The 22,199-nt window shown below is 68.5% G+C and carries 16 protein-coding genes and 1 tRNA gene; 11 read left to right on the top strand and 6 right to left on the bottom strand.

Annotation, left to right across the window (positions count from 1 at the left end):
• Positions 1-323: 323 nt before the first annotated feature.
• Positions 324-3,053: a DNA polymerase I gene (gene polA, locus IG74_RS0128610; RefSeq protein WP_030683220.1), complete on the bottom strand. Its 2,730-nt coding sequence runs from the start codon at positions 3,051-3,053 to the stop codon at positions 324-326.
• 242 nt (positions 3,054-3,295) lie between these two features.
• Between polA and IG74_RS0128615 the strand changes: the two genes are divergently transcribed.
• The 7 genes from IG74_RS0128615 (at position 3,296) to IG74_RS0128645 (ending at position 12,646) form a co-directional block, all read left to right on the top strand.
• On the top strand, positions 3,296-5,575 hold the full coding sequence (locus IG74_RS0128615) for an FdhF/YdeP family oxidoreductase (protein WP_030683222.1): 2,280 nt from the start codon (positions 3,296-3,298) through the stop codon (positions 5,573-5,575).
• Between the two features lie 57 nt (positions 5,576-5,632).
• Positions 5,633-6,094 (top strand): hotdog fold thioesterase, encoded by a 462-nt coding sequence (locus IG74_RS0128620; protein ID WP_030683224.1) that lies wholly within the window; start codon positions 5,633-5,635, stop codon positions 6,092-6,094.
• A gap of 811 nt (positions 6,095-6,905) precedes the next feature.
• Positions 6,906-8,141 (top strand): branched-chain amino acid ABC transporter substrate-binding protein, encoded by a 1,236-nt coding sequence (locus IG74_RS0128625; protein ID WP_030683226.1) that lies wholly within the window; start codon positions 6,906-6,908, stop codon positions 8,139-8,141.
• A gap of 95 nt (positions 8,142-8,236) precedes the next feature.
• Positions 8,237-9,166, top strand: coding sequence for a branched-chain amino acid ABC transporter permease (locus IG74_RS0128630; protein ID WP_030683228.1), 930 nt, complete (start codon positions 8,237-8,239; stop codon positions 9,164-9,166).
• Between the two features lie 5 nt (positions 9,167-9,171).
• Positions 9,172-11,001: a branched-chain amino acid ABC transporter permease gene (locus IG74_RS0128635; RefSeq protein WP_030683230.1), complete on the top strand. Its 1,830-nt coding sequence runs from the start codon at positions 9,172-9,174 to the stop codon at positions 10,999-11,001.
• A complete protein-coding gene (locus tag IG74_RS0128640) occupies positions 10,998-11,933 on the top strand; it encodes an ABC transporter ATP-binding protein (protein ID WP_030683232.1) in 936 nt (311 codons plus the stop codon). The genes IG74_RS0128635 and IG74_RS0128640 overlap by 4 nt, the downstream gene beginning before the upstream one ends.
• The gene (locus tag IG74_RS0128645; protein WP_030683235.1) at positions 11,930-12,646 is read left to right on the top strand and encodes an ABC transporter ATP-binding protein; all 717 of its coding nucleotides are present in this window, start codon (positions 11,930-11,932) and stop codon (positions 12,644-12,646) included. Before IG74_RS0128640 ends, IG74_RS0128645 begins: the two co-directional genes overlap by 4 nt.
• 128 nt (positions 12,647-12,774) lie before the next feature.
• On the opposite strand, the gene IG74_RS0128650 is transcribed toward IG74_RS0128645, so the two are convergent.
• A complete protein-coding gene (locus IG74_RS0128650) occupies positions 12,775-13,428 on the bottom strand; it encodes an ANTAR domain-containing response regulator (RefSeq protein ID WP_030683237.1) in 654 nt (217 codons plus the stop codon).
• 102 nt (positions 13,429-13,530) lie between these two features.
• Between IG74_RS0128650 and IG74_RS0128655 the strand changes: the two genes are divergently transcribed.
• Positions 13,531-13,604 (top strand) — tRNA-Leu (locus IG74_RS0128655).
• A 109-nt stretch (positions 13,605-13,713) separates the two neighbouring features.
• Entirely contained in the window at positions 13,714-14,490 is a 777-nt protein-coding gene (locus IG74_RS0128660) for a helix-turn-helix domain-containing protein (protein ID WP_030683239.1), read from the top strand.
• A 9-nt stretch (positions 14,491-14,499) separates the two neighbouring features.
• On the opposite strand, the gene pyk is transcribed toward IG74_RS0128660, so the two are convergent.
• Both pyk and IG74_RS0128670 read right to left on the bottom strand, forming a co-directional pair.
• Positions 14,500-15,930, bottom strand: a complete 1,431-nt coding sequence (pyk, locus tag IG74_RS0128665) for a pyruvate kinase (RefSeq protein WP_030683240.1) — start codon at positions 15,928-15,930, stop codon at positions 14,500-14,502.
• Between the two features lie 152 nt (positions 15,931-16,082).
• On the bottom strand, positions 16,083-16,787 hold the full coding sequence (locus IG74_RS0128670; protein WP_030683241.1) for an SIMPL domain-containing protein: 705 nt from the start codon (positions 16,785-16,787) through the stop codon (positions 16,083-16,085).
• A gap of 144 nt (positions 16,788-16,931) precedes the next feature.
• Here IG74_RS0128670 and IG74_RS0128675 point away from each other — a divergent pair, with 144 nt between their 5' ends.
• Both IG74_RS0128675 and IG74_RS0128680 read left to right on the top strand, forming a co-directional pair.
• Positions 16,932-18,731: a bifunctional metallophosphatase/5'-nucleotidase gene (locus IG74_RS0128675; RefSeq protein WP_030683243.1), complete on the top strand. Its 1,800-nt coding sequence runs from the start codon at positions 16,932-16,934 to the stop codon at positions 18,729-18,731.
• 16 nt (positions 18,732-18,747) lie between these two features.
• A complete protein-coding gene (locus tag IG74_RS0128680) occupies positions 18,748-19,140 on the top strand; it encodes a hypothetical protein (protein ID WP_030683245.1) in 393 nt (130 codons plus the stop codon).
• Between the two features lie 38 nt (positions 19,141-19,178).
• Here the strand turns inward: IG74_RS0128680 and IG74_RS0128685 are convergent, their stop codons facing one another.
• Together IG74_RS0128685 and IG74_RS0128690 are read right to left on the bottom strand one after the other, a co-directional pair.
• Positions 19,179-20,624 carry a lysine N(6)-hydroxylase/L-ornithine N(5)-oxygenase family protein gene (locus IG74_RS0128685; protein WP_030683247.1) on the bottom strand — a complete coding sequence of 482 codons (1,446 nt, stop codon included), beginning with the start codon at positions 20,622-20,624 and terminating at the stop codon, positions 19,179-19,181.
• Positions 20,621-22,009 (bottom strand): pyridoxal phosphate-dependent decarboxylase family protein, encoded by a 1,389-nt coding sequence (locus IG74_RS0128690; protein ID WP_030683249.1) that lies wholly within the window; start codon positions 22,007-22,009, stop codon positions 20,621-20,623. Before IG74_RS0128690 ends, IG74_RS0128685 begins: the two co-directional genes overlap by 4 nt.
• Between the last annotated feature and the right edge of the window lie 190 nt (positions 22,010-22,199).

A 22,199-nucleotide genomic window follows, 5' to 3' on the forward strand; every position in this document is an offset into this window, starting at 1 on the left:
CCCTTGACGACCTGCTCGTGCCGTCCCGTCGCCCGCGCGCGTGCCCTCAAGGGGACGGCTCAGGCGACACTACGACAACTCTCGGAGCCGAGACACCTGTTCGCGTCCGTTTTTGTCTGATTGGCCAGTCACGGGCCTGTAGCGGTTCTCCTACCGGCCCGCGACCGTTCACTTCCCCGTAGTGGGGACGGCCCCGGCGGCCGCCCCCACCCGCTGCCCAGCGTTCAGCTCGTCGGGAACGCCGGACGGACCAGGGTCTTCAAGCCCGTCCGGCGTTTGAGGACGAGGCCGCAGGCCGATGAACCGCGACCCGGGCCGGGAGGCTAGTGCGCGGCCGACTCCCAGTCGGGGCCCACGCCCACCGACACGTCCAGCGGCGCGCGCAGCGACGCCGCACCCGCCATCTCGCGGCGCACGAGCTCCTCGACGGCCTCCCGCTCCCCCGACGCGATCTCCAGGACGATTTCGTCGTGGACCTGGAGCAGCATCCGCGAAGTGAGCTTCGCCTGCGTCAGCGCGCGGTCCACGTGCAGCATCGCGACCTTGACGATGTCCGCCGCCGTGCCCTGGATCGGCGCGTTCAACGCCATCCGCTCCGCCATCTCGCGGCGCTGGCGGTTGTCGCTGTTGAGGTCCGGCAGATAGCGGCGACGGCCCAGCATCGTCTCCGTGTACCCCGTGGCACGCGCGTCGTCGACGACGCGGCGCAGATAGTCGCGCACCCCGCCGAACCGCTCGAAGTACGTGTCCATCAGGGCGCGGGCCTCCGCCGCCTCGATGTTCAGCTGCTGGGACAGGCCGAACGCCGACAGGCCGTACGCCAGGCCGTACGACATCGCCTTGATCTTGCGGCGCATCTCCGCGTCCACGTCCGCGCCCGCCACGCCGAACACCTGCGAGGCGACCGTGGTGTGCAGGTCCTCGCCGGACGCGAACGCCTCGATGAGGCCCTCGTCCTCCGACAGGTGCGCCATCACACGCAGCTCGATCTGGCTGTAGTCCGCCGTCATCAGGGACTCGAAGCCCTCGCCCACGACGAAGCCGCGGCGGATCGCCCGGCCCTCGTCCGTGCGCACCGGGATGTTCTGCAGATTCGGATCCGTCGACGACAGGCGGCCGGTGGCGGCCACCGTCTGGTTGTACGTGGTGTGGATGCGGCCGTCCGCGGCGATCGTCTTGACCAGGCCCTCGACGGTGACGCGCAGCTTCGCCTGCTCGCGGTGGCGGAGCATCACGACCGGCAGCTCGTTGTCCGTCTGGGCGGCGAGCCAGGCGAGCGCGTCGGCGTCCGTGGTGTACCCGGTCTTCGTCTTCTTCGTCTTGGGCAGGCCCAGCTCGCCGAAGAGGACCTCCTGGAGCTGCTTGGGCGAGCCCAGGTTGAACTCCCGGCCCGCCGCCGCGTGCGCCTCCTTCACCGCCTGCTGCACGGCGCCCGCGAACTGCTGCTCCATCGACTCCAGATGCGCGCGGTCCGCCGCGATGCCGTGCCGCTCCAGACGGGCGAGCAGCGCGGACGTCGGCAGCTCCACATCGGTGAGCAGCCCGGCCGCGCCGACCTCCGGCAGCTTCTCGCCGAACGCCGCGCCCAGGTCCAGGATCGTGCGGGCCTGCACCATCAGGGCCTCGGCACCGGCCTGCTCGTCGTCCTCCGTACCGAAGGCCAGCTGACCGTCGGGCTCGGCGGCGGGCGCCAGCTCACGGCCCAGGTACTCCAGGGACAGCGCGTCCAGATCGAAGGAGCGGCGGCCCGGCTTCACCAGATACGCGGCGAGCGCGGTGTCCATGGTGACGCCCTCGACGCTCCAGCCGTGCTCGGCGAAGACGCGCATCGCGCCCTTCGCGTTGTTCAGCACCTTCGGCTTCTTGGCGTCGGCGAGCCAGGACGCGAACGCCTTCTCGTCGGCCTCGTCCAGCTGCGCCGGGTCGAACCAGGCGGCCTCCCCGCCCGCCGCGGCGAGCGCCACCTCCGTCACCGAACCCGTGCCGAGCGACCAGGAGTCGACCGTCGCCAGACCGAGGACCGCCGTGCCGTGCTCGGCCAGCCACGGCGCGACCTCGCCCGTGCCGAGGACCGCCCCGTCAAGCTCCACGCCCTCGGCGACGGGGGCCGGCTCGGCCTCCTCCGCGCCCGGGTCCACCGCGAGCAGGCGCTCCCGCAGCGACGGATTGCGGATCTCCAGGGTGTCCAGGACCAGCGCGACCGCCTTGCGGTCGTACGGAGCGCGCTCCAGCTCGGCGACCGACTTCGACAGCTCGACGTCCCGCACCATCTCCGTGAGACGGCGGTTCAGCTTCACGGCCTCCAGGTGGTCGCGGAAATTCTGCCCGGCCTTGCCCTTGACCTCCTCGGCGCGCTCCACTAGCTCCGCGAAGGAACCGAACTGATTGATCCACTTCGCGGCCGTCTTCTCACCGACGCCCGGGATCCCCGGGAGGTTGTCCGAGGGGTCGCCGCGCAGCGCCGCGAAGTCCGGGTACTGGCTCGGGGTGAGGCCGTACTTCTCCTGGACCTTCTCCGGAGTGAAGCGCGTCAGCTCCGAGACGCCCTTCGTCGGATACAGCACCGTCACGTGGTCGGTGATCAGCTGGAAGGAGTCCCGGTCGCCCGTGACGATGAGGACCTCGAAGCCCGCCGCCTCGGCCTGCGTGGCGAGCGTCGCGATGACGTCGTCCGCCTCGAAGCCGTCCACCGCGAACCGCACCGCGCTCATCGCGTCGAGCAGCTCGCCGATCAGCTCGACCTGGCCCTTGAACTCGTCCGGGGTCTTCGAACGGTTCGCCTTGTACTCCGCGAACTCCTGCGAGCGCCACGTCTTGCGCGACACGTCGAACGCGACCGCGAAGTGCGTGGGCGCCTCGTCACGCAGGGTGTTCGCCAGCATCGACGCGAAGCCGTAGATCGCGTTCGTCGGCTGGCCCGTCGCCGTCGTGAAGTTCTCCGCGGGCAGCGCGAAGAACGCCCGGTAGGCCAGGGAGTGCCCGTCCATCAGGAGCAGGCGCGGCCGATCGCCGGCGGTCGTCTTCTCGGTCTTCTTCGATGCTTTCTCTGCCACGCCCCCGATCCTGCCACGCCCCACTGACACTCGGCCCCGCCCAGGCCGCCGGGCACCCCGGTGTCGGGCGCGCCCGGACCCGGCGGCGGGCGCCCACGGACCGCGCCGCGCCCACCGCGCAGCACGTACCGGAGGCGGCCGAGAACACCTCCCCAGGTCGCCCCCGGTCACCGGCGGTGCCGGTGACGCGTGGGAGGATCAGAGGTACACCGCACGCACATGCGCTCGAAGAGGAGCAGGCCATGGCGACCAAGCCGCCCAAAGGTGACCCGGTCCAGGACGCCCCGCAGGTCACGGAAGCGCAGCACGCCGCCGCCGGACTGCCAGCCATCGGCCACACGCTGCGCATCGCACAGCAGCAGATGGGCGTGCGGCGCACCGCGCTGACCCTCCTGCGCGTCAACCAGAAGGACGGCTTCGACTGCCCCGGCTGCGCCTGGCCCGAGCCGGACCACCGCCACAAGGCCGAGTTCTGCGAGAACGGCGCGAAGGCGGTCGCCGAGGAAGCCACCCTGCGCCGCGTCACCCCCGAGTTCTTCGCCGCGCACCCCGTGTCCGACCTCGCCACCCGCAGCGGGTACTGGCTGGGCCAGCAGGGCCGCCTCACCCACCCCATGTACCTGGCGGACGGCGCCGACCACTACGAAGCCGTGTCCTGGGAGCGCGCCTTCGACATCGTCGCCGAGGAACTCACCGCGCTCGCCTCCCCCGACGAGGCCGTCTTCTACACCTCCGGCCGCACCAGCAACGAAGCGGCGTTCCTCTACCAGCTGTTCGCCCGCGAACTCGGCACGAACAACCTCCCCGACTGCTCGAACATGTGCCACGAGTCGTCCGGTTCGGCCCTCACCGAAACCCTCGGCGTCGGCAAGGGCAGCGTCCTCCTCGAAGACCTCTACAAGGCCGACCTGATCATCGTCGCCGGGCAGAACCCGGGCACCAACCACCCGCGCATGCTCTCCGCCCTGGAGAAGGCCAAGCGCGACGGCGCGAAGATCATCACGGTGAACCCGCTGCCCGAGGCGGGCCTGGAGCGCTTCAAGAACCCCCAGACCCCCCAGGGCATGCTCAAGGGCACCGCCCTCACCGACCTGTTCCTGCAGATCCGCCTCGGCGGCGACCAGGCCCTCTTCCGCCTCCTCAACAAGCTCGTCCTGGAGACCGAAGGCGCCGTCGACGAGGACTTCGTCCGCGAACACACCCACGGCTACGAGGGCTTCGCCGCCGCCGCGCGCGCCGCCGACTGGGACGAGACCCTCACCGCCACCGGCCTGGAGCGCGCCGACATCGAGCGCGCCCTGCGCATGGTCCTCGCCTCCGAGCGGACCGTCGTGTGCTGGGCGATGGGCCTGACCCAGCACAAGCACGCCGTGCCCACCATCCGCGAAGTCGTCAACTTCCTCCTCCTGCGCGGCAACATCGGCCGCCCCGGCGCCGGCGTCTGCCCCGTCCGCGGCCACTCCAACGTCCAGGGCGACCGCACGATGGGCATCTTCGAACGCCCCGCGCCCGCCTTCCTCGACGCCCTGGAGAAGGAGTTCGGCTTCGCCCCGCCGCGCCACCACGGCCTCGACGTCGTCCGCGCCATCCGCGCCCTGCGCGACGGCGAGGCGAAGGTCTTCTTCGCCATGGGCGGCAACTTCGTCTCCGCCTCCCCCGACACCGACGTCACCGAAGCGGCCATGCGCCGCGCCCGCCTCACCGTGCACGTCTCCACGAAGCTGAACCGCTCGCACGCCGTGACCGGCGCACGCGCCCTCATCCTGCCGACGCTCGGCCGCACCGAACGCGACCTCCAGGGCAGCGGTGAGCAGTTCGTGACCGTCGAGGACTCCATGGGCATGGTCCACGCCTCCCACGGCCGCCTGAAGCCCGCGAGCAAGGACCTCCTGTCGGAGCCCGCCATCGTGTGCCGCCTGGCACGCCGCGTCCTCGGCACCGCGTCGGCAACGCCCTGGGAAGAGTTCGAGAAGGACTACGCCACCATCCGCGACCGCATCGCACGCGTGATCCCCGGCTTCGAGGACTTCAACGCGCGCGTGGCCCGCCCCGGCGGCTTCACCCTGCCGCACGCCCCGCGCGACGAACGCCGCTTCCCCACCACCACCGGCAAGGCCAACTTCACCGCCGCGCCCGTCGAGTACCCCGCGCTGCCCGAAGGCCGCCTGCTGCTCCAGACGCTGCGCTCCCACGACCAGTACAACACCACGATCTACGGCCTCGACGACCGCTACCGCGGCATCAAGAACGGCCGCCGCGTCGTCCTCGTCAACGCCGCCGACGCCCAGGCGCTCGGCGTCGCCGACGGCACGTACGTGGACCTCGTCAGCGAGTGGCAGGACGGCGTCGAGCGGCGCGCGCCCGGCTTCCGCGTCGTCCACTACCCCACGGCCCGCGGCTGCGCGGCTGCGTACTACCCGGAGACCAACGTCCTCGTACCGCTGGACGCCACGGCCGACACCAGCAACACCCCCGCCAGCAAGTCCGTCGTCGTACGCCTGGAACAATCAACCACCGACTGAGCGTTCGCTCAGCCACAGCTGTCCTTCAGACGTCGACGACGAACGGAGCCCGGCCCCATGGGCGAGCAGCAGCCAACGAAGTTCCCGCAAGAGGTCATCGACGAGTACGCCGGACTCGGCGTCGACCTGCGCGCCCTGTTCTCCGCCGGGAACCTCGGCAACCGCATGGGCGTACAGATCCTGGAGGCCTCCGCCGAGCGCGTGGTCGGCACGATGCCCGTGGAGGGCAACACACAGCCGTACGGACTGCTGCACGGCGGCGCGTCCGCGGTGCTCGCGGAGACGCTCGGGTCCATCGGCGCGATGCTGCACGGCGGCAGCGGCAAGATCGCCGTGGGCGTCGACCTGAACTGCACCCACCACCGGGGGGTGCGGTCCGGGCTCGTCACGGGGGTGGCCACGCCGGTCCATCTGGGGCGGTCCACGGCGACGTTCGAGATCGTCGTCAGCGAGGAGAGCGGGAAGCGCGTGTGCAGCGCGCGCCTCACCTGCCTCCTCCGCGACGCGCCCGCGGCCTGATCCAGGGGCTGCCCCTGCGGCCGGGGGGGGCAGCGCCTGCGGCCGGGGGGCTGCGCCTGCGGCCGGGCCCTTCTCCCGCCCAGCCGTCCTCGCACCGGCCCGCGGCCTCGTCCTCAACCGCCGGACGGGCTGAAAGCGCCCTGCCGCACCCGCCGTTCGCGGCTCTCCGTCACCGACGGTTGCCCACCACGCCCGCCCCGCCCCCGAGTTCGGGGGCGGGGCGGGCGTGGTTCGTCACGACGGCGCACGAGCCGCCAGGCCGGGCCGCGTTCGGCCCCCGGAGGCCGTACGGGCCAGAACTCTCTTCACCGGAAAAACAGGAGTGCTCCTCGAAAACACTCCTGACCGGCCACATTCACGAACGCGGAAACATGCCACGGAATGCCCGCCTCCCTTTCTTCGGCGTAACACTCCGTAATCCACGAACAATCAAGGAATCAAGATCGAATAGCGCCGCCGCCCGCGTAAAAGATCATTCCGGCACAGCCCGCCTCACACTCCCCCGAACACCGGCGTCATGAGTAAAACCAGGAAACAGTCCTGCCCCTTCCCCCGAGCCGGATGCGCCGAAGCGTGCAGATTCCGCCACAACCACCCCCTGCGTTCCAGCGCGGAATACTCCGTGGCATAACAAGAGCGTCACAGCCTAGGTCCGACCACTCCTCCAGGATCAAATGCGCCCTTAGAGTCACGGCCAGTCACCGCGCCGCCGGGCGCGAACTGAATTGCACGGCCCTGTACCACCACCAGTACGGCCCGGCGATCTTCACGGCACCTCAGCAGAGGGCCGCGCCTGGGGAAAGGACCACTCGTGCGAAACCGTTCCGCGCTCATCCTCACCACGGTGTTGACCACCGGGGCACTCACCCTCACCGCCTGCGGGTCGCGCGACAAGGACAAGGGCGACGACGACAGCTCCGGAGCCAAGAAGACCGTCGTCATCGGCTTCGACGCCCCCCTCACCGGTGACCTCTCCGCCCTCGGCATCGGCATGCGCAACTCCGCCGAACTGGCCGTCAAGACCGCCAACAAGGAGAACACCGTCGACGGGGTCGAGTTCAAGCTCCAGCCCCTCGACGACCAGGCCCAGCCGTCCGTCGGCGGCCAGAACGCCCAGAAGTTCATCAGCGACAAGGACGTCCTCGGCGTCGTCGGCCCGCTGAACTCCAGCGTCTCCCAGTCGATGCAGAAGCCCCTCAACGACGCCGACCTCACCCAGATCTCGCCCGCCAACACCGGCACCGAGCTGACCCAGGGCGACGGCTGGAAGAAGGGCGACAGGAAGCGCCAGTTCAAGACCTTCTTCCGCACCGCCACCACCGACCAGGTCCAGGGCCAGTTCGCCGCCCAGTACCTGTTCCAGAAGGCGAAGATCAAGAAGGTCTACCTCATCGACGACCAGAAGACCTACGGCGCCGGGCTCGCCGCCTCCTTCAAGGACACCTTCACCGACCTCGGCGGCAAGATCGTCGGCCAGGACCACGTCAACCCCGAGGACCGCGACTTCAAGTCCGTCGTCTCCCAGGTCAAGGGCAAGGGCGCCGAAGCCGTCTACTACGGCGGCGAATACCCCGCAGCCGCCCCTCTCAGCCAGCAGCTCAAGGAATCCGGCGCCAAGATCCCACTCATGGGCGGCGACGGCATGAAGAGCGAAGAGTTCCCCAAGCTCAACAAGAAGGCCATCGGCGACCTCGGCACCTCCGTCGGCAAGCCCGTCGAGGAACTCCCCTCCGCCAAGAAGTTCATCGAGGAATACAACAAGAACTACAAAGAAAACATGGAAACCTACGGCGGCGGCACCTACGACGCCACGTGGGCGATCATCGAAGCCGTAAAGCTCGCCGTCGAAGGCAACGACGGCAAACTCCCCTCCGACGGCCGCGTCAAGGTCCTCGAAGCGATGAGCAAGGTCAAGTTCCAGGGCGTCACCGGCGAAGTCTCCTTCGACCAGTACGGCGACACCACGAACACCATGATGACCGCGTACCAGGTCAGCAAGGGCAACAAGTGGGAATCCAAGTTCAGCGAGGCCTACAAGCCCCGCTAAGACACCCCCACACCCATTGACTCAAGACCGCGCGGGACGCGCTACCAGCGCTCCCGCGCGGTGCCATATCCGAACCATCCAACGGAGGCCCTGCGGTGAACGAACTGCCGCAACAGCTGGCCAATGGACTCATCCTCGGCGCGATGTACGGTCTCATCGCGATCGGCTACACGATGGTCTACGGAATCGTCCAGCTCATCAACTTCGCCCACGGCGAGATCTTCATGGTCGGGGGCTTCGGCGCCCTCACCGTCTCCCTCTGGCTCCCCGACGGGTTCTCGCTGCTCGCCGCGATCCCCATCATGATCATCGGCGGCGTCATATGCTCCGTCGCCGTCGGCACCGCAGCCGAACGCTTCGCCTACCGCCCCCTGCGCGGAGCACCACGACTCGCCCCCCTCATCACCGCCATCGGCCTGTCCATCCTGCTCCAACAAGCCGTATGGAAGTGGTACCCCGAAGCCAAGAAGGACCGCTCCTTCCCACAATTCGGCGGCGACCCCGTCCACGTCTTCGGCGCCGACATCCAACGCGGCGACTTCTTCCTCATCATCGCCGCACCCGCCTGCATGCTCATCCTCGGCTGGTACGTCAACAAAACCCGCTCCGGCCGCGGCATGCAGGCCACCGCACAAGACCCCGACACCGCCAAGCTCATGGGCATCAACACCGACCGCATCATCGTCATGGCCTTCGCCATCGGCGCCGCGTTCGCCGCCATCGCCGCCGTCGGATACGGCCTCCACAACGGCCAAGTCGGCTTCAAAATGGGCTTCATCATGGGCCTCAAAGCCTTCACCGCAGCCGTACTCGGCGGCATCGGCAACATCTACGGCGCCATGCTCGGCGGCATCGTCCTCGGCGTCGCAGAAGCCCTCGCCACCGGCTACATGGGCGACGTACCCGGCATGGAACAGTTCGGCGGCGGCGCCTGGAAGGACGTATGGGCCTTCGCCCTCCTCATCCTCGTCCTCCTCCTCAGGCCCCAAGGGCTCCTAGGCGAACGCGTCGCGGATCGGGCGTGATACCCATGACAACGAAAACCCCCAGCACCCCGAACACCCCGAACACCCCGCAACTCGCCAAAAACACCACCGGCACCCCCGTCTCCACCCTCCCCCTCCCCGAAAACCTCGCCCGCCTCCTCGTCCTCATCGGCGCCACCACCGCCCTCATCGGCACCTTCCTCGCCTGGACCTGGACCACCGCCTTCCCCGGCGACCTCACCGTCACCGGCTACCCCGGCGGCCTCCAACTCATCACCCTCACCGGCGCCGCCCTCACCCTCCTCTTCACCCTCGCCGGACACCGCATCCCCGGACTCGGCTGGCTCCTCCCCGGCGGCACCAACAGCCCCGTCCTCCTCCTCACCCTCGGCGTCCTCGGCTCCACCGGCTACACCATGGGCGCCATCGCCGAACACCTCGGCGGCATCGTCAACCTCGAACCCGGCGCCTGGGTCTCCGGCATCGGCGCCCTCATCGCCACCATCGGCGCCCTCGGCCTGCCCTCCGACACCCCCACCACCGAAACCACCGACCCCTGGCAACGCCTGCGCCACAGCCTCAAAGCACCCCCACCCAAACGCGCCAAACAACTCCCCGACGCCGTCGAAATCCTCATCATCGCCGCCTCCTTCGGCATCGGCCTCTACGTCTTCGCCTACGGCATCGAGGCCTACTCCGAACTCTTCATCGGCTTCCTCATCACCGCCACCTTCGGCGCCACCGCACTCCACCGCGCCGGACTCATCCCCCGCCTCAACACCCTCACCACCAAACACCGCAACGTCACCTTCACCGCCGCCATCGTCGCCGCCGCACTCTTCCCCTTCACCCAGAGCGACGCCAGCTACGCCCTCATCGGCGTCAACATCCTCATCTTCGCCACCGTCGCCCTCGGCCTGAACGTCGTCGTCGGCCTCGCCGGACTCCTCGACCTCGGATACGTCGCCTTCCTCGGCGTCGGCGCCTACACCGCGGCCCTCGTCTCCGGCTCCCCCGCCTCCACCTTCGACGTCCACTTCCCCTTCTGGGCCGCCGTCCTCACCGGCGCCGCCGCCTCCCTCGCCTTCGGCGTCATCATCGGCGCCCCCACACTGCGACTACGCGGCGACTACCTCGCCATCGTCACCCTCGGCTTCGGCGAAATCTTCCGCATCACCATGAACAACCTCAACGGAAGCGCAGGCCCCGACCTCACCAACGGCGCCCAAGGCATCCCCAACATCCCCGACCTCGAACTCTTCGGCTGGAACCTCGGCACCGAACACGACGTCCTCGGCTTCACCCTCAGCAGACCCGCCAACTACTACCTGCTGATGCTCTTCTTCACCGCCGTCGTCGTCCTCGTCTTCCGCCGCAGCGGCGAATCCCGCATCGGCCGCGCCTGGGTCGCCATCCGCGAAGACGAAACCGCCGCCACCGCCATGGGCATCAACGGCTTCCGCGTCAAACTCATCGCCTTCGCCCTCGGCGCCACCCTCGCCGGATTCGCCGGCACCGTCCAGGCACACGTCTCATACAGCATCACGCCCGAGCAGTACCTCTTCGCCAACACCGTGCCCCCCAACTCCGCCTTCCTCCTCGCCGCCGTCATCCTCGGCGGCATGGGCACCATCAGCGGACCCCTCATCGGCGCCGCCCTCCTCTACCTCATCCCCGCCAAACTCCAATTCCTCGAGGACTACCAACTCCTCCTGTTCGGCCTCGCCCTCATCCTGCTCATGCGCTTCAGGCCCGAAGGCCTCGTCGCCAACAAGCGCGCCCAGCTCGAGTACCACGAGACCGACCAACTCGACGTACCCGACCAGCAGAAACTCCCCGAAGGCACCGTCGGCGTCAGCAAGGCGGGGGCGTGACCACCATGACCACCACAACCACCACCACCGTCCTCCAAGCCAGCGGCGTCACCATGCGCTTCGGCGGCCTCACCGCCGTACGCTCCGTCGACCTCACCGTCAACAGCGGCGAAATCGTCGGCCTCATCGGACCCAACGGCGCCGGCAAGACCACCTTCTTCAACTGCCTCACCGGCCTCTACGTCCCCACCGAAGGCAAGGTCTCCTACAAAGGCACCGTCCTCCCCGCCAAACCCCACCTCGTCACCGACGCAGGCATCGCCCGCACCTTCCAGAACATCCGGCTCTTCGCCAACATGACCGTCCTGGAAAACGTCCTCGTCGGACGCCACACCAGAACCAAAGAAGGCCTCTGGAGCGCACTCCTCAGAGGACCCGGCTTCAAAAGGGCCGAAGCCGCATCCCACGCCCGCGCCATGGAACTCCTCGAATTCGTCGGCCTCGCCAACAAAGCCGACCACCTCTCCCGCAACCTCCCCTACGGAGAACAGCGGAAACTGGAGATCGCCCGCGCACTCGCCAGCGAACCCGGGCTCCTCCTCCTCGACGAACCCACCGCCGGCATGAACCCCCAAGAAACCCGCGCCGCCGAAGAACTCGTCTTCGCCATCCGCGACCAAGGCATCGCCGTCCTCGTCATCGAGCACGACATGCGATTCATCTTCAACCTCTGCGACCGCGTCGCCGTCCTCGTCCAAGGCGAAAAACTCGTCGAAGGCAGCTCCGAAACCGTCCAGGCCGACGAACGCGTCATCGCCGCCTACCTCGGCACCCCCTTCGAAGGCGCACCCGGCGCCGCCGAAGTCGCCGAAGTCGAAGCCGCCGAAGCCCACCACGACGCCACCACCCCCAGCGACACCCCGCCGGACACACCCCCCAACGAGGAAGACAGCGCCCCCCGCGCCACCGGCCCGGAAGGAACAGCCAAGTGACCGCACTGCTAGAGGTCGAAGACCTCAGGGTCGCCTACGGCAAGATCGAAGCCGTCAAAGGCATCTCCTTCACCGTCGAAGCCGGCCAGGTCGTCACCCTCATCGGCACCAACGGCGCCGGCAAGACCACCACCCTCCGCACCCTCTCCGGCCTCCTCAAACCCTCCGCCGGAAAGATCAGCTTCGACGGACAACCCCTCCACGGCATCCCCGCCCACAAGATCGTCGCCCTCGGACTCGCCCACTCCCCCGAAGGCCGCCACATCTTCCCCCGCCTCACCATCGTCGAAAACCTCCTCCTCGGCGCCTACCTCCGCGACGACAAAGAAGGAATCGACAAAGACATCCAACGCGCCTACGAACTCTTCCCCATCCTCGGAGAACGCCGCAAACAAGCCGCAGGCACCCTCTCCGGCGGCGAACAACAAATGCTCGCCATGGGCCGCGCCCTCATGTCACGCCCCAAACTGCTCATGCTCGACGAACCCTCCATGGGCCTCTCCCCGATCATGATGCAGAAGATCATGCAAACCATCAGCGAACTCAAGGCCCAAGGCACCACCATCCTGCTCGTCGAACAGAACGCCCAAGCCGCACTCTCCCTCGCCGACCACGGACACGTCATGGAAGTCGGCCGCATCGCCCTCTCCGGCACCGGCCAGGACCTCCTCCACGACGAATCCGTCCGCAAGGCCTACCTCGGCGAGGACTAGGCCTGGCCCCTGGGCCCCGAGCAGCCAGGCCCGGCCCCGGCCGTACACAGCGAGGGCGGTCACCCCGATGTGGGGTGACCGCCCTCGCCGCGGTCTTCCCTCCGGCTTCCCGCCGGTGGGGGCCGCTCTCAGCCCTTCGACGCCTTCTTCTCCTCGGCGTCCTCGATGACCGCCTCCGCCACCTGCTGCATCGACAGACGACGATCCATCGACGTCTTCTGGATCCACCGGAACGCCGCCGGCTCCGTCAGGCCGTACTCCGTCTGCAAGATCGACTTCGCCCGGTCCACCAGCTTCCGCGTCTCCAGGCGCTGCGTGAGGTCCGCGACCTCCTGCTCCAGCGTCTTCAGCTCCGTGAACCGCGACACCGCCATCTCGATCGCCGGTACGACGTCACTCTTGCTGAACGGCTTCACCAGGTACGCCATCGCGCCCGCGTCCCGGGCACGCTCCACCAGGTCCCTCTGCGAGAACGCCGTCAGCATGAGCACCGGGGCGATCGACTCCTCGGCGATCTTCTCCGCCGCGGAGATCCCGTCCAGGACGGGCATCTTCACGTCCAGGATCACCAGGTCGGGCTTGTGCTCCCGGGCCAGCTCGATCGCGGTCTCACCGTCACCGGCCTCGCCGACGACCGTGTAGCCCTCCTCCTCCAGCATCTCCTTGAGGTCGAGACGGATCAGCGCCTCGTCCTCAGCGATGACGACACGGGTCGTCAGGGGCGGGACGTGCGACTTGTCGTCGGACGCGTCTACGGCCTTGGGCGACTCGGGCGGGGTCACGGGGGCTCCTCGGGACGGGGCAAGTTGTTGCTTGCCCCGAGCCTACCTAGCTCCTGTATGTTTGAGGCACCGAGGGGGTAAGCTAACCTTCGGTTCGAAGAAGCTCCGGTAGTCCAATCGGTAGAGACGATACCCTCAAAAGGTATTCAGTGTGGGTTCGAATCCCACCCGGGGCACTTTACCTTCAGATCGAAGGCGCTAGCACGATTGGCGATCTTCACTCCTGGCAGTGAACGCGCCTTCGAATTCACTCGCCCCATGCGCGGCGCCGTCAGGATCGGCCGCATGTACGACATGGGCACACGCAAGCACGCGCTAGCGCTGGTGGCGCAGGGCCGGAGTCTGAACTCCGTCAGCAAGGAAACCGGGATCTCGCGAGCAGCGATTCGCTCTTGGAAGTCGCGTATCGACCCTTTACCGCGCATCCGGCAAGAGCCTTGCGCACGGTGCGCCCCTGCCCCCACCGATCCCCCGGACACAGCGATGTACGCCTACCTCCTGGGCCTCTACTTCGGAGACGGCTGCATCAGCCCTGGCGCCCGATCCGGCTACTTCCTCCGTATCGCATGCGCCGATGCCTGGCCCGGACTCATCGAGGAATGCGCTGCGGCAGTGGAGGCCGTGAACCCCAAGGGGAAGTCCTGCCGGGTGCAGGCGGTGGGCTACGTCTCCGTGGTCGGATACAGCCCGCACTGGACCTGCCTGTTCCCGCAGCACGGTCCCGGCAAGAAGCACGAACGAACCATCGCTCTCGAATCCTGGCAACAGGACATCGTCGACGCTCGCCCCTGGGAATTCATCCGGGGGCTCATCCACTCCGACGGGTGTCGGGCCACGAACTGGACCACCCGGGTCGTCGCGGGTGAGCGGAAGCGCTATGAGTACCCCCGGTACTTCTTCACCAACAAGTCCGATGACATCCGGAAGCTGTTCACCGACACCCTCGACAAGGTCGGAGTCGGGTGGACGAGCCTCGCCCGAGGCACCGCACCACTCAACATATCCATCGCCCGCAAGGCCTCCGTAGCCCTCATGGACGTGTACGTCGGGCCGAAGTACTGAGCGCCCCGGTCAGCGGGAGGTCTCGCCGATGTGGTGGACGCGGACGAGGTTCGTGGAGCCGGAGACTCCGGGCGGGGAGCCCGCCGTGATGATGACCGTGTCGCCCGCCTGGCAGCGGCCGATCTTCAGGAGGTGCTCGTCGACCTGGGCGACCATCGCGTCGGTGGAGTCGACGTGCGGGCCGAGGAAGGTCTCGACGCCCCAGGTGAGGTTGAGCTGGGACCGCGTGGCGGGGTCGGGAGTGAAGGCCAGGAGGGGGATCGGGGAGCGGTAGCGGGAGAGGCGCTTGACGGTGTCGCCGGACTGGGTGAAGGCAACGAGGAACTTGGCGCCGAGGAAGTCGCCCATCTCGGCGGCGGCGCGGGCGACGGCGCCGCCCTGGGTGCGGGGCTTGTTGCGGTCCGTCAGGGGTGGGAGGCCCTTGGCGAGGATGTCTTCTTCGGCGGCTTCGACGATGCGGGCCATGGTGCGGACGGTCTCGATGGGGTATTTGCCGACGCTGGTCTCGCCGGAGAGCATGACGGCGTCGGTGCCGTCGATGATCGCGTTGGCGACGTCGCTGGCCTCGGCGCGGGTGGGCCGGGAGTTGTCGATCATCGAGTCGAGCATCTGGGTGGCGACGATGACGGGTTTGGCGTTGCGCTTGGCGAGTTTGACGGCGCGCTTCTGGACGATGGGGACCTGTTCCAGGGGCATTTCGACGCCGAGGTCGCCGCGGGCGACCATGATGCCGTCGAAGGCGGCGACGATGTCGTCGATGGCGTCGACGGCTTGGGGCTTCTCGACCTTGGCGATGACGGGGAGGCGGCGGTTCTCCTCGTCCATGATGCGGTGGACGTCGTCGATGTCGCGGCCGCTGCGGACGAAGGAGAGGGCGATGACGTCGAAGCCGGTGTTCAGGGCCCAGCGGAGGTCGGCTTCGTCCTTGTCGGAGAGGGCGGGGACGGAGACGGCGACGCCGGGGAGGTTGAGGCCTTTGTGGTCCGAGACCATGCCGCCTTCGATGACGGTGGTGGTGACGCGGGGGCCGTCGACGGCGGTGACTTCGAGGGTGACTTTGCCGTCGTCGACGAGGATGCGTTCGCCGGTGGTGACGTCGTCGGCGAGGCCGGCGTAGGTGGTGCCGCAGATGTGGCGGTCGCCTGCGGTGTCGGGTTCGACGGTGATGGTGAACTCGTCGCCGCGTTCGAGGAGTACGGGGCCTTCGGTGAAACGGCCGAGGCGGATCTTCGGGCCTTGAAGGTCGGCGAGGATGCCGACGCTGCGGCCGGTCTCGTCGGCGGCCTTGCGCACGCGCTGGTAGCGGTCCTCGTGGTCGGCGTAGGTGCCGTGGCTGAGGTTGAAGCGTGCCACGTCCATTCCGGCTTCGACCAGGGCCTTGATCTGGTCGTAGGTGTCGGTGGCGGGTCCCAGGGTGCAAACGATTTTCGCTCGGCGCATGTCTTCGACAGTAGGCCTTACTGGTCGGTAGTGGATTGGTTGGGCGTGACTACTCAACAACCGTTGGGTGAAAGGCTTTTGACAACTGTTGAAGTGTGCGCGGGCGCGCTCTGATGAGCGTGTTCAAGGGTCGTCGGAGTGGTGTGGGTGGCTCAGAGTTGGGGTGGGTTCATGGTGAAGCGTGCGTTGACCTGTGCGTAGACGGACTGGCGTTGGGGTTCGAGGTCGAGGGGTGCGGCGGCTTCGGGGGCGCCCGCGAAGGCGGCGCGGGCCATTCCGGGGGGTGCGGGGTAGCCGTATTGGGGGGTGTTGTCGGCGCCGATGTCGGCGAGTTCGATGAGGGCGTCGAGGGTGGTGCCGAGGGCTTCGGCGTATTCGCGGGCGCGTTGGACGGCTTCTTTGACGGCTTGCTGGCGGGCGGTGCGGTGGGCGGGTGAGGTGGGGCGCAGGGACCAGTAGGGGCCGTCGACGTGGGTGAGGTCGAGGTCGGCGATGCGGGTGGTGAGTTCGCCGAGGGCGGTGAAGTCGGTGAGTTCGGCGCTGATGTGGACGCGGCCGTGGTAGGTGCGGACGCGTTCTCCCTTGCCGCGTTTGGTGAGTTCGGGGGTGATGGAGAAGGCGCCGGTTTCGATGCGTTCGACGGCTTCGCCGTAGGTTTTGACGAGGTTGATGACGTCGTTGTTGCGGCGGGTGAGGTCGGTGAGGGCGTCGCGGCGGTCGGTGCCGCGGGCGCTGACGGTGATGCCGATGCGGGCGATTTCGGGGTCGACTTCGAGGTGGGCTTCTCCGCGGACGGCGAGGCGGGGTGCGTCGGGGGTGGCGTAGGGGCTCGTGGGTGTCTGTTCGTGGGTGGTCATGGGGTCCACTGTGGCACTGGGGCGGGGTCTGGGGTGGTCATCGGATCGAAACCTCGTGGGGGTGTTGTCGTCGGGGTCTCCTGGGCCAGAATCTACGCGCGTCGCCAGCGCGCGCAGTTCACGAAGGTTCATGAGGGAGTCGCAATGCCGCTCGACAGAAGGTCGTTCCTGGGGAGTTCCGCCGCTGCGGGGGCGGGGGTGGCGCTCGCGGGTCCCGCGGTGTCGGCCGAGGCGGCGCCCGCCGTTCGGCCGGGCAAGGAGCCGAGGCGGTATTCGTTCACGGTGATGGGGACGACGGACCTGCACGGGAACGTCTTCAACTGGGATTACTTCACGGACCGGGAGTTCGACGACAAGGACCACAACGATGTGGGCCTGGCGAAGATATCCACGTTGGTGTCGCAGGTCCGGGCGGAGAAGGGGCGTCGCAATACGCTCTTGATCGACGCGGGTGACACGATTCAGGGTACGCAGTTGTCGTACTACTACGCGAAGGTCGATCCGATCACGGCTGCGCGGGGTCCGGTGCATCCGATGGCGCAGGCGATGAACGCGATCGGGTACGACGCGGCGGCGCTCGGGAACCATGAGTTCAACTACGGGATTCCGGTGTTGCGGAAGTTCCAGGAGCAGTGTGATTTCCCGCTGCTCGGGGCGAACGCGTTGGATGCGAAGTCGCAGCGTCCTGCTTTTCCGCCGTACAGCATGCATCGGTTGCGTACGCCGCACGGCCGGGATGTGCGGGTCGCGGTGCTCGGTCTGACGAATCCGGGGATCGCGATCTGGGACAAGGCGCATGTGCAGGGCAAGATGACGTTTCCGGGTCTTGAGGAGCAGGCGGCGAAGTGGGTGCCGAGGCTGCGCTCGATGGGTGCGGATGTGGTGATCGTGTCGGCGCATTCGGGGTCGAGCGGTACGTCGTCGTACGGGGATCAGTTGCCGTATGTGGAGAACGCGGCGGCGTTGGTGGCGCAGCAGGTGCCGGGGATCGATGCGATTCTGGTGGGGCATGCGCACACGGAGATTCCGGAGTATCTGGTCGAGAACAAGGCGACGGGTAAGAAGGTCGTGTTGTCGGAGCCGTTGAAGTGGGGTCAGCGGTTGACGTTGTTCGACTTCGGCGTGGTGTGGTCGAAGGGCCGTTGGCGGGTGGAGAGGGTGGGGGCGAAGGTCCTGAACTCCAACGCGGTGGCGGAGGACGGGCGGATCACGCGGTTGTTGGCGGGTGAGCACCGGAAGGTGGTGGCGTACGTCAATCAGGTGATCGGTACGTCGAAGGCGGCGATGAGTACGGCGGAGGGTCCGTACAAGGATGTGCCGATCATTGATCTGATCAGTCATGTGCAGGCGGAGACGGTGCGGGCGGCGCTTGCGGGCGGGGCGTATGCGAAGTTGCCGGTGTTGTCGCAGGCGTCGTGTTTCTCGCGGACGGCGGGGATTCCCGCGGGTGAGGTGACGATCCGGGACGCGGCGGGTCTGTATCCGTTCGAGAACACGTTGGAGGCGCGGGTTCTCACGGGTGCGCAGTTGAAGGACTATCTGGAGTTCTCGGCGCGCTATTACGTGCGGACGGCTCCGGGTGTGCCGGTGGATCCGGCGAAGCTGACGAATGCGGAGGGTGTTCCGGATTACAACTATGACGCGTTGTACGGGGTGTCGTACGACGTGGACATCGCGCAGCCGGTGGGTTCGCGGATCGTGGGGTTGCGGTTCGACGGCAAGGAGGTGGATCCGGCGGCTGAGTTCGTGTTGGCGGTGAACAACTATCGGGCGAGTGGTGGGGGGAATTTCCCGCATGTGGCGAAGGCGAAGCAGGTGTGGGTGAATTCGGATGAGATCCGTAACACGATCATCGCGTGGGTGAAGGCGAAGGGCACGGTCGATCCGGCGGAGTTCGCGCGGGTGGACTGGCGGTTGACGCGTGCGGGGACTCCGGTGTTCTGAGGTGGGGTCGGCCGCGATGAATGAGGACCTTGCCGCCGCGTTGGCTGTGGTGCGGCGTGATCTGTCGGCGACGTGTGCGGTGCAGCCGATCGTGCGGGAGGAGGTGGATTTCGACGGGGATCCGCTGGTGATGCTGTATGAGCCGGATGGTTCCGGGGTGGGGGTTTCGGTGCCTGCGGGGGTGGTTCCCGCGGAGCAGGTGGCGGAGTTGGCGGAGCAGGTGAAGGACTGGGCGGTGGAGGCGTTGGCGGCGCGGTTGTTGCCGGCGACGTGGCCGGAGTGTCCCGACCATCCGCTGGGTCATCCGTTGGTTGCGCGGGTGGTCGGGAGTGTGGCGGTGTGGTCGTGTCCGCGGTCGGGGCGGGTGGTGGCGCCGGTGGGTGCGTTGGCTGAGGTGGCGGGTGGCTGAGGCTCTCGGGGCCTGCGGGGTCTGTGGGCTCTGAGGGGTCAGTTCTTCAGGTGGACGAGGGTGCCGCGTTGTTCTCCGCCGGGGCGGGGGGTGGCGCGGTGCGCCGGTGGGGTGAGTCCGAACTGGGTGAAGGCGGTGCGCTGGGGCTGGGGGTAGGGCTCTTTGCCGGTGAGGGAGTTGAGGATGCCGGCGCTGCGCCAGGCGGCGAGGCCGAGGTCGGGGGCGCCGACGCCGTGGGTGTGGCGTTCGGCGTTCTGTACGTAGATGCTGCCGGTGATGGAGGGGTCGAGGACGAGGCGGTGGTGTTCGTCGATGCGGGGGCGTTCGGAGGCGTCGCGGCGCAGGTAGGGGTCGAGTCCGGCGAGGAGTCGGCCGAGGGGGCGTTCGCGGTAGCCGGTGGCGAGGATGACGGCGTCGGTGGTGAGGCGGGAGCGGGTGCCTTGTTCGACGTGTTCGAGGTGGAGTTCGACGCGGGTGGTGGCGACGCGTCCTGCGGTGCGGACGTTGACGCCGGGGGTGAGGACGGCGTCGGGCCAGCCGCCGTGGAGGGTGCGCTGGTAGAGCTCGTCGTGGATGGCGGCGATGGTGTCGGCGTCGATGCCTTTGTGGAGTTGCCACTGGCCGGGGACGAGCTGGTCGCGGACGGTTTCGGGCAGGGCGTGGAAGTAGCGGGTGTAGTCGGGGGTGAAGTGTTCGAGGCCCAGTTTGGAGTACTCCATGGGGGCGAAGGCGGGGGTGCGGGCGAGCCAGTGGAGTTTTTCGGCGCCCGGGGGGCGGTGGCGGAGGAGGTCGAGGAAGACTTCGGCGCCTGACTGTCCTGAGCCGATGACGGTGATGTGGTCGGCGGTGAGGAAGCGGTCGCGGTGCAGGAGGTAGTCGGCGGCGTGGATGACGGGGACGGTGGGGGCGTCGGCGAGGGGTTTGAGGGGTTCGGGGATGTGGGGGGCGGTGCCGATGCCGAGGACGATGTTCTTGGCGTGGGTGCGGCCGAGGGCTTCGGCTTCGCCGTCGGCGTCGAGTTGGGTGAAGTCGACGTCGAACAGGTCGCGTTCGGGGTTCCAGCGGACGGCGTCGATCTGGTGGCCGTAGTGGAGTCGGGGGAGGTTGTCGCTGACCCAGCGGCAGTAGGCGTCGTATTCGGCGCGCTGGATGTGGAAGCGCTCGGCGAAGTAGAAGGGGTAGAGGCGTTCGCGGGTCTTGAGGTAGTTGAGGAACGACCAGGGGTTGGCGGGGTCGGCGAGGGTGACGAGGTCGGCGAGGAAGGGGACTTGGAGGGTGGCGCCGTCGAGGAGGAGGCCGGGGTGCCAGTGGAAGGCGGGGCGTTGTTCGTAGAAGGCGGTGTCGAGGTCGAGGGGTTGGGCGAGGGCGGCGAGGGAGAGGTTGAACGGGCCGATGCCGATGCCGACCAGGTCGCGGGGGTTGTCGGGGGTGGTGGGTGCCTGGGTGGGCTTGTCGGGGGTGCCTGGTGGGCGGGACGGGGTCATCGGGGGCTGGTTCCTTCCACGAGCTTGAGGAGGGTGGTGAGGTCGTCGGGGGTGGTGTGCGGGTTGAGGAGGGTGGCTTTGAGCCAGCGGCGGCCGTCGAGTTGGGCGCGGCCGAGGACGGCGGTGCCGTCGTGGAGGAGTTTGCGGCGGATGTGTGCGATGTGGTCGTCGTCGGCGTGGGTGGGCCGGAAGAGGACGGTGCTGATGGTGGGGGTGGCGTAGAGGTCGAAGTGGGGGTGGGCGGTGATTTCGTCGGCGAGGTGGCGTGCTTGGTCGCAGACGTGGTCGACGAGGGCGCCGAGGCCGGTGCGGCCGAGTGCCTTGAGGGTGACGGCGATCTTGAGTGCGTCGGGACGCCGTGTGGTGCGCAGGGAGCGGCCGAGGAGGTCGGGGAGGCCTGCTTCGGTGTCGTCGTCGGCGTTGAGGTAGTCGGCGCGGTGGGTGAGGGGGTGGGTGTCGGTGGCGTCGCGGAGGGTGAGGATTCCGGCTGCGGCGGGTTGCCAGCCGAGTTTGTGCAGGTCGAGGGTGACGCTGTGGGCGCGGTCGAGGCCGTGGAGTTTGGGGCGGTGGGTGTCGCTGAAGAGGAGTCCGGCGCCGTAGGCGGCGTCGACGTGGAGGCGGGCGCCGTGGGTGGCGCACAGGTCGGCGATGGCGGTGAGGGGGTCGATGAGTCCTGCGTCGGTGGTGCCGGCGGTGGCGGTGACGAGGAGGTCGGTGGTGTCGGTGGTGTGGGTGGTGAGGGCGGTGGCGAGGGTGGCGGGGTCGAGGGTGCCGGTGGGGGTGGGCAGGGTGATGGGGGCGGGCAGGCCGAGGAGCCAGGCGGCGCGGTGCAGGGAGTGGTGGGCGTTGGCGCCGGTGAGGATGCGCAGGGTGCGGCCGTGGGCGGTGGCGTGTTCGCGGGCGAGGAGCAGGGCGAGTTGGTTGGACTCGGTGCCGCCGGTGGTGACGAGGGCGTCGCCGCGGCCGTGGACCTCGGTGGCGAGGGTGGTGGTGAGGAGGGCTTCGAGGGCGGAGGCGGCGGGGGCCTGGTCCCAGGAGTCGAGGGAGGGGTTGAGCGCGGACGCGGCGAGGTCGGCGGCTGCGGCGAGGGCGAGGGGCGGGCAGTGCAGGTGGGCCGCGCAGAGGGGTTCGGCGGGGTCGGCGGCGCCTTGGGCGGTGGCGTGGACGAGGGTGCGCAGGGCGGTCTTGGCGCCGGTGCCGTGGTGGGGCAGGAGGGGGGTGGCGGCTTCGTGGACGCGGGCGGCGACGGTGGTGGGGCCGCCGGGCGGGAGGGGGCCGCCGCGGGCTGCCGCGCCCTCGCGCAGGGCGTCCAGGGCGGTGGTGAGCAGCGGCTGGAGGGCGTCGGGGCCTTGGGCGCCCCCGGCGAGGGGCGGCGGGGTGCGCATGGGTGGTGACCTCCGGTGGGCGGACGGGGTCACCAGCCTGGTGCGTGTGCGGGGGGTGTGCTGTGGGGTGGGGGTTTCGGAACCCGAAAGGGGTACGGCTGTGCGGGGAAATCGTGTCTGCGCGGGGTGGGGGTGCTAGGGCTGTCTCTTATACACATCTCCGAGCCCACGAGACCGAGGCTGATCTCGT

It is taken from the genome of Streptomyces sp. NRRL B-1347, from assembly GCF_000720325.1.
GTDB lineage: Bacteria > Actinomycetota > Actinomycetes > Streptomycetales > Streptomycetaceae > Streptomyces.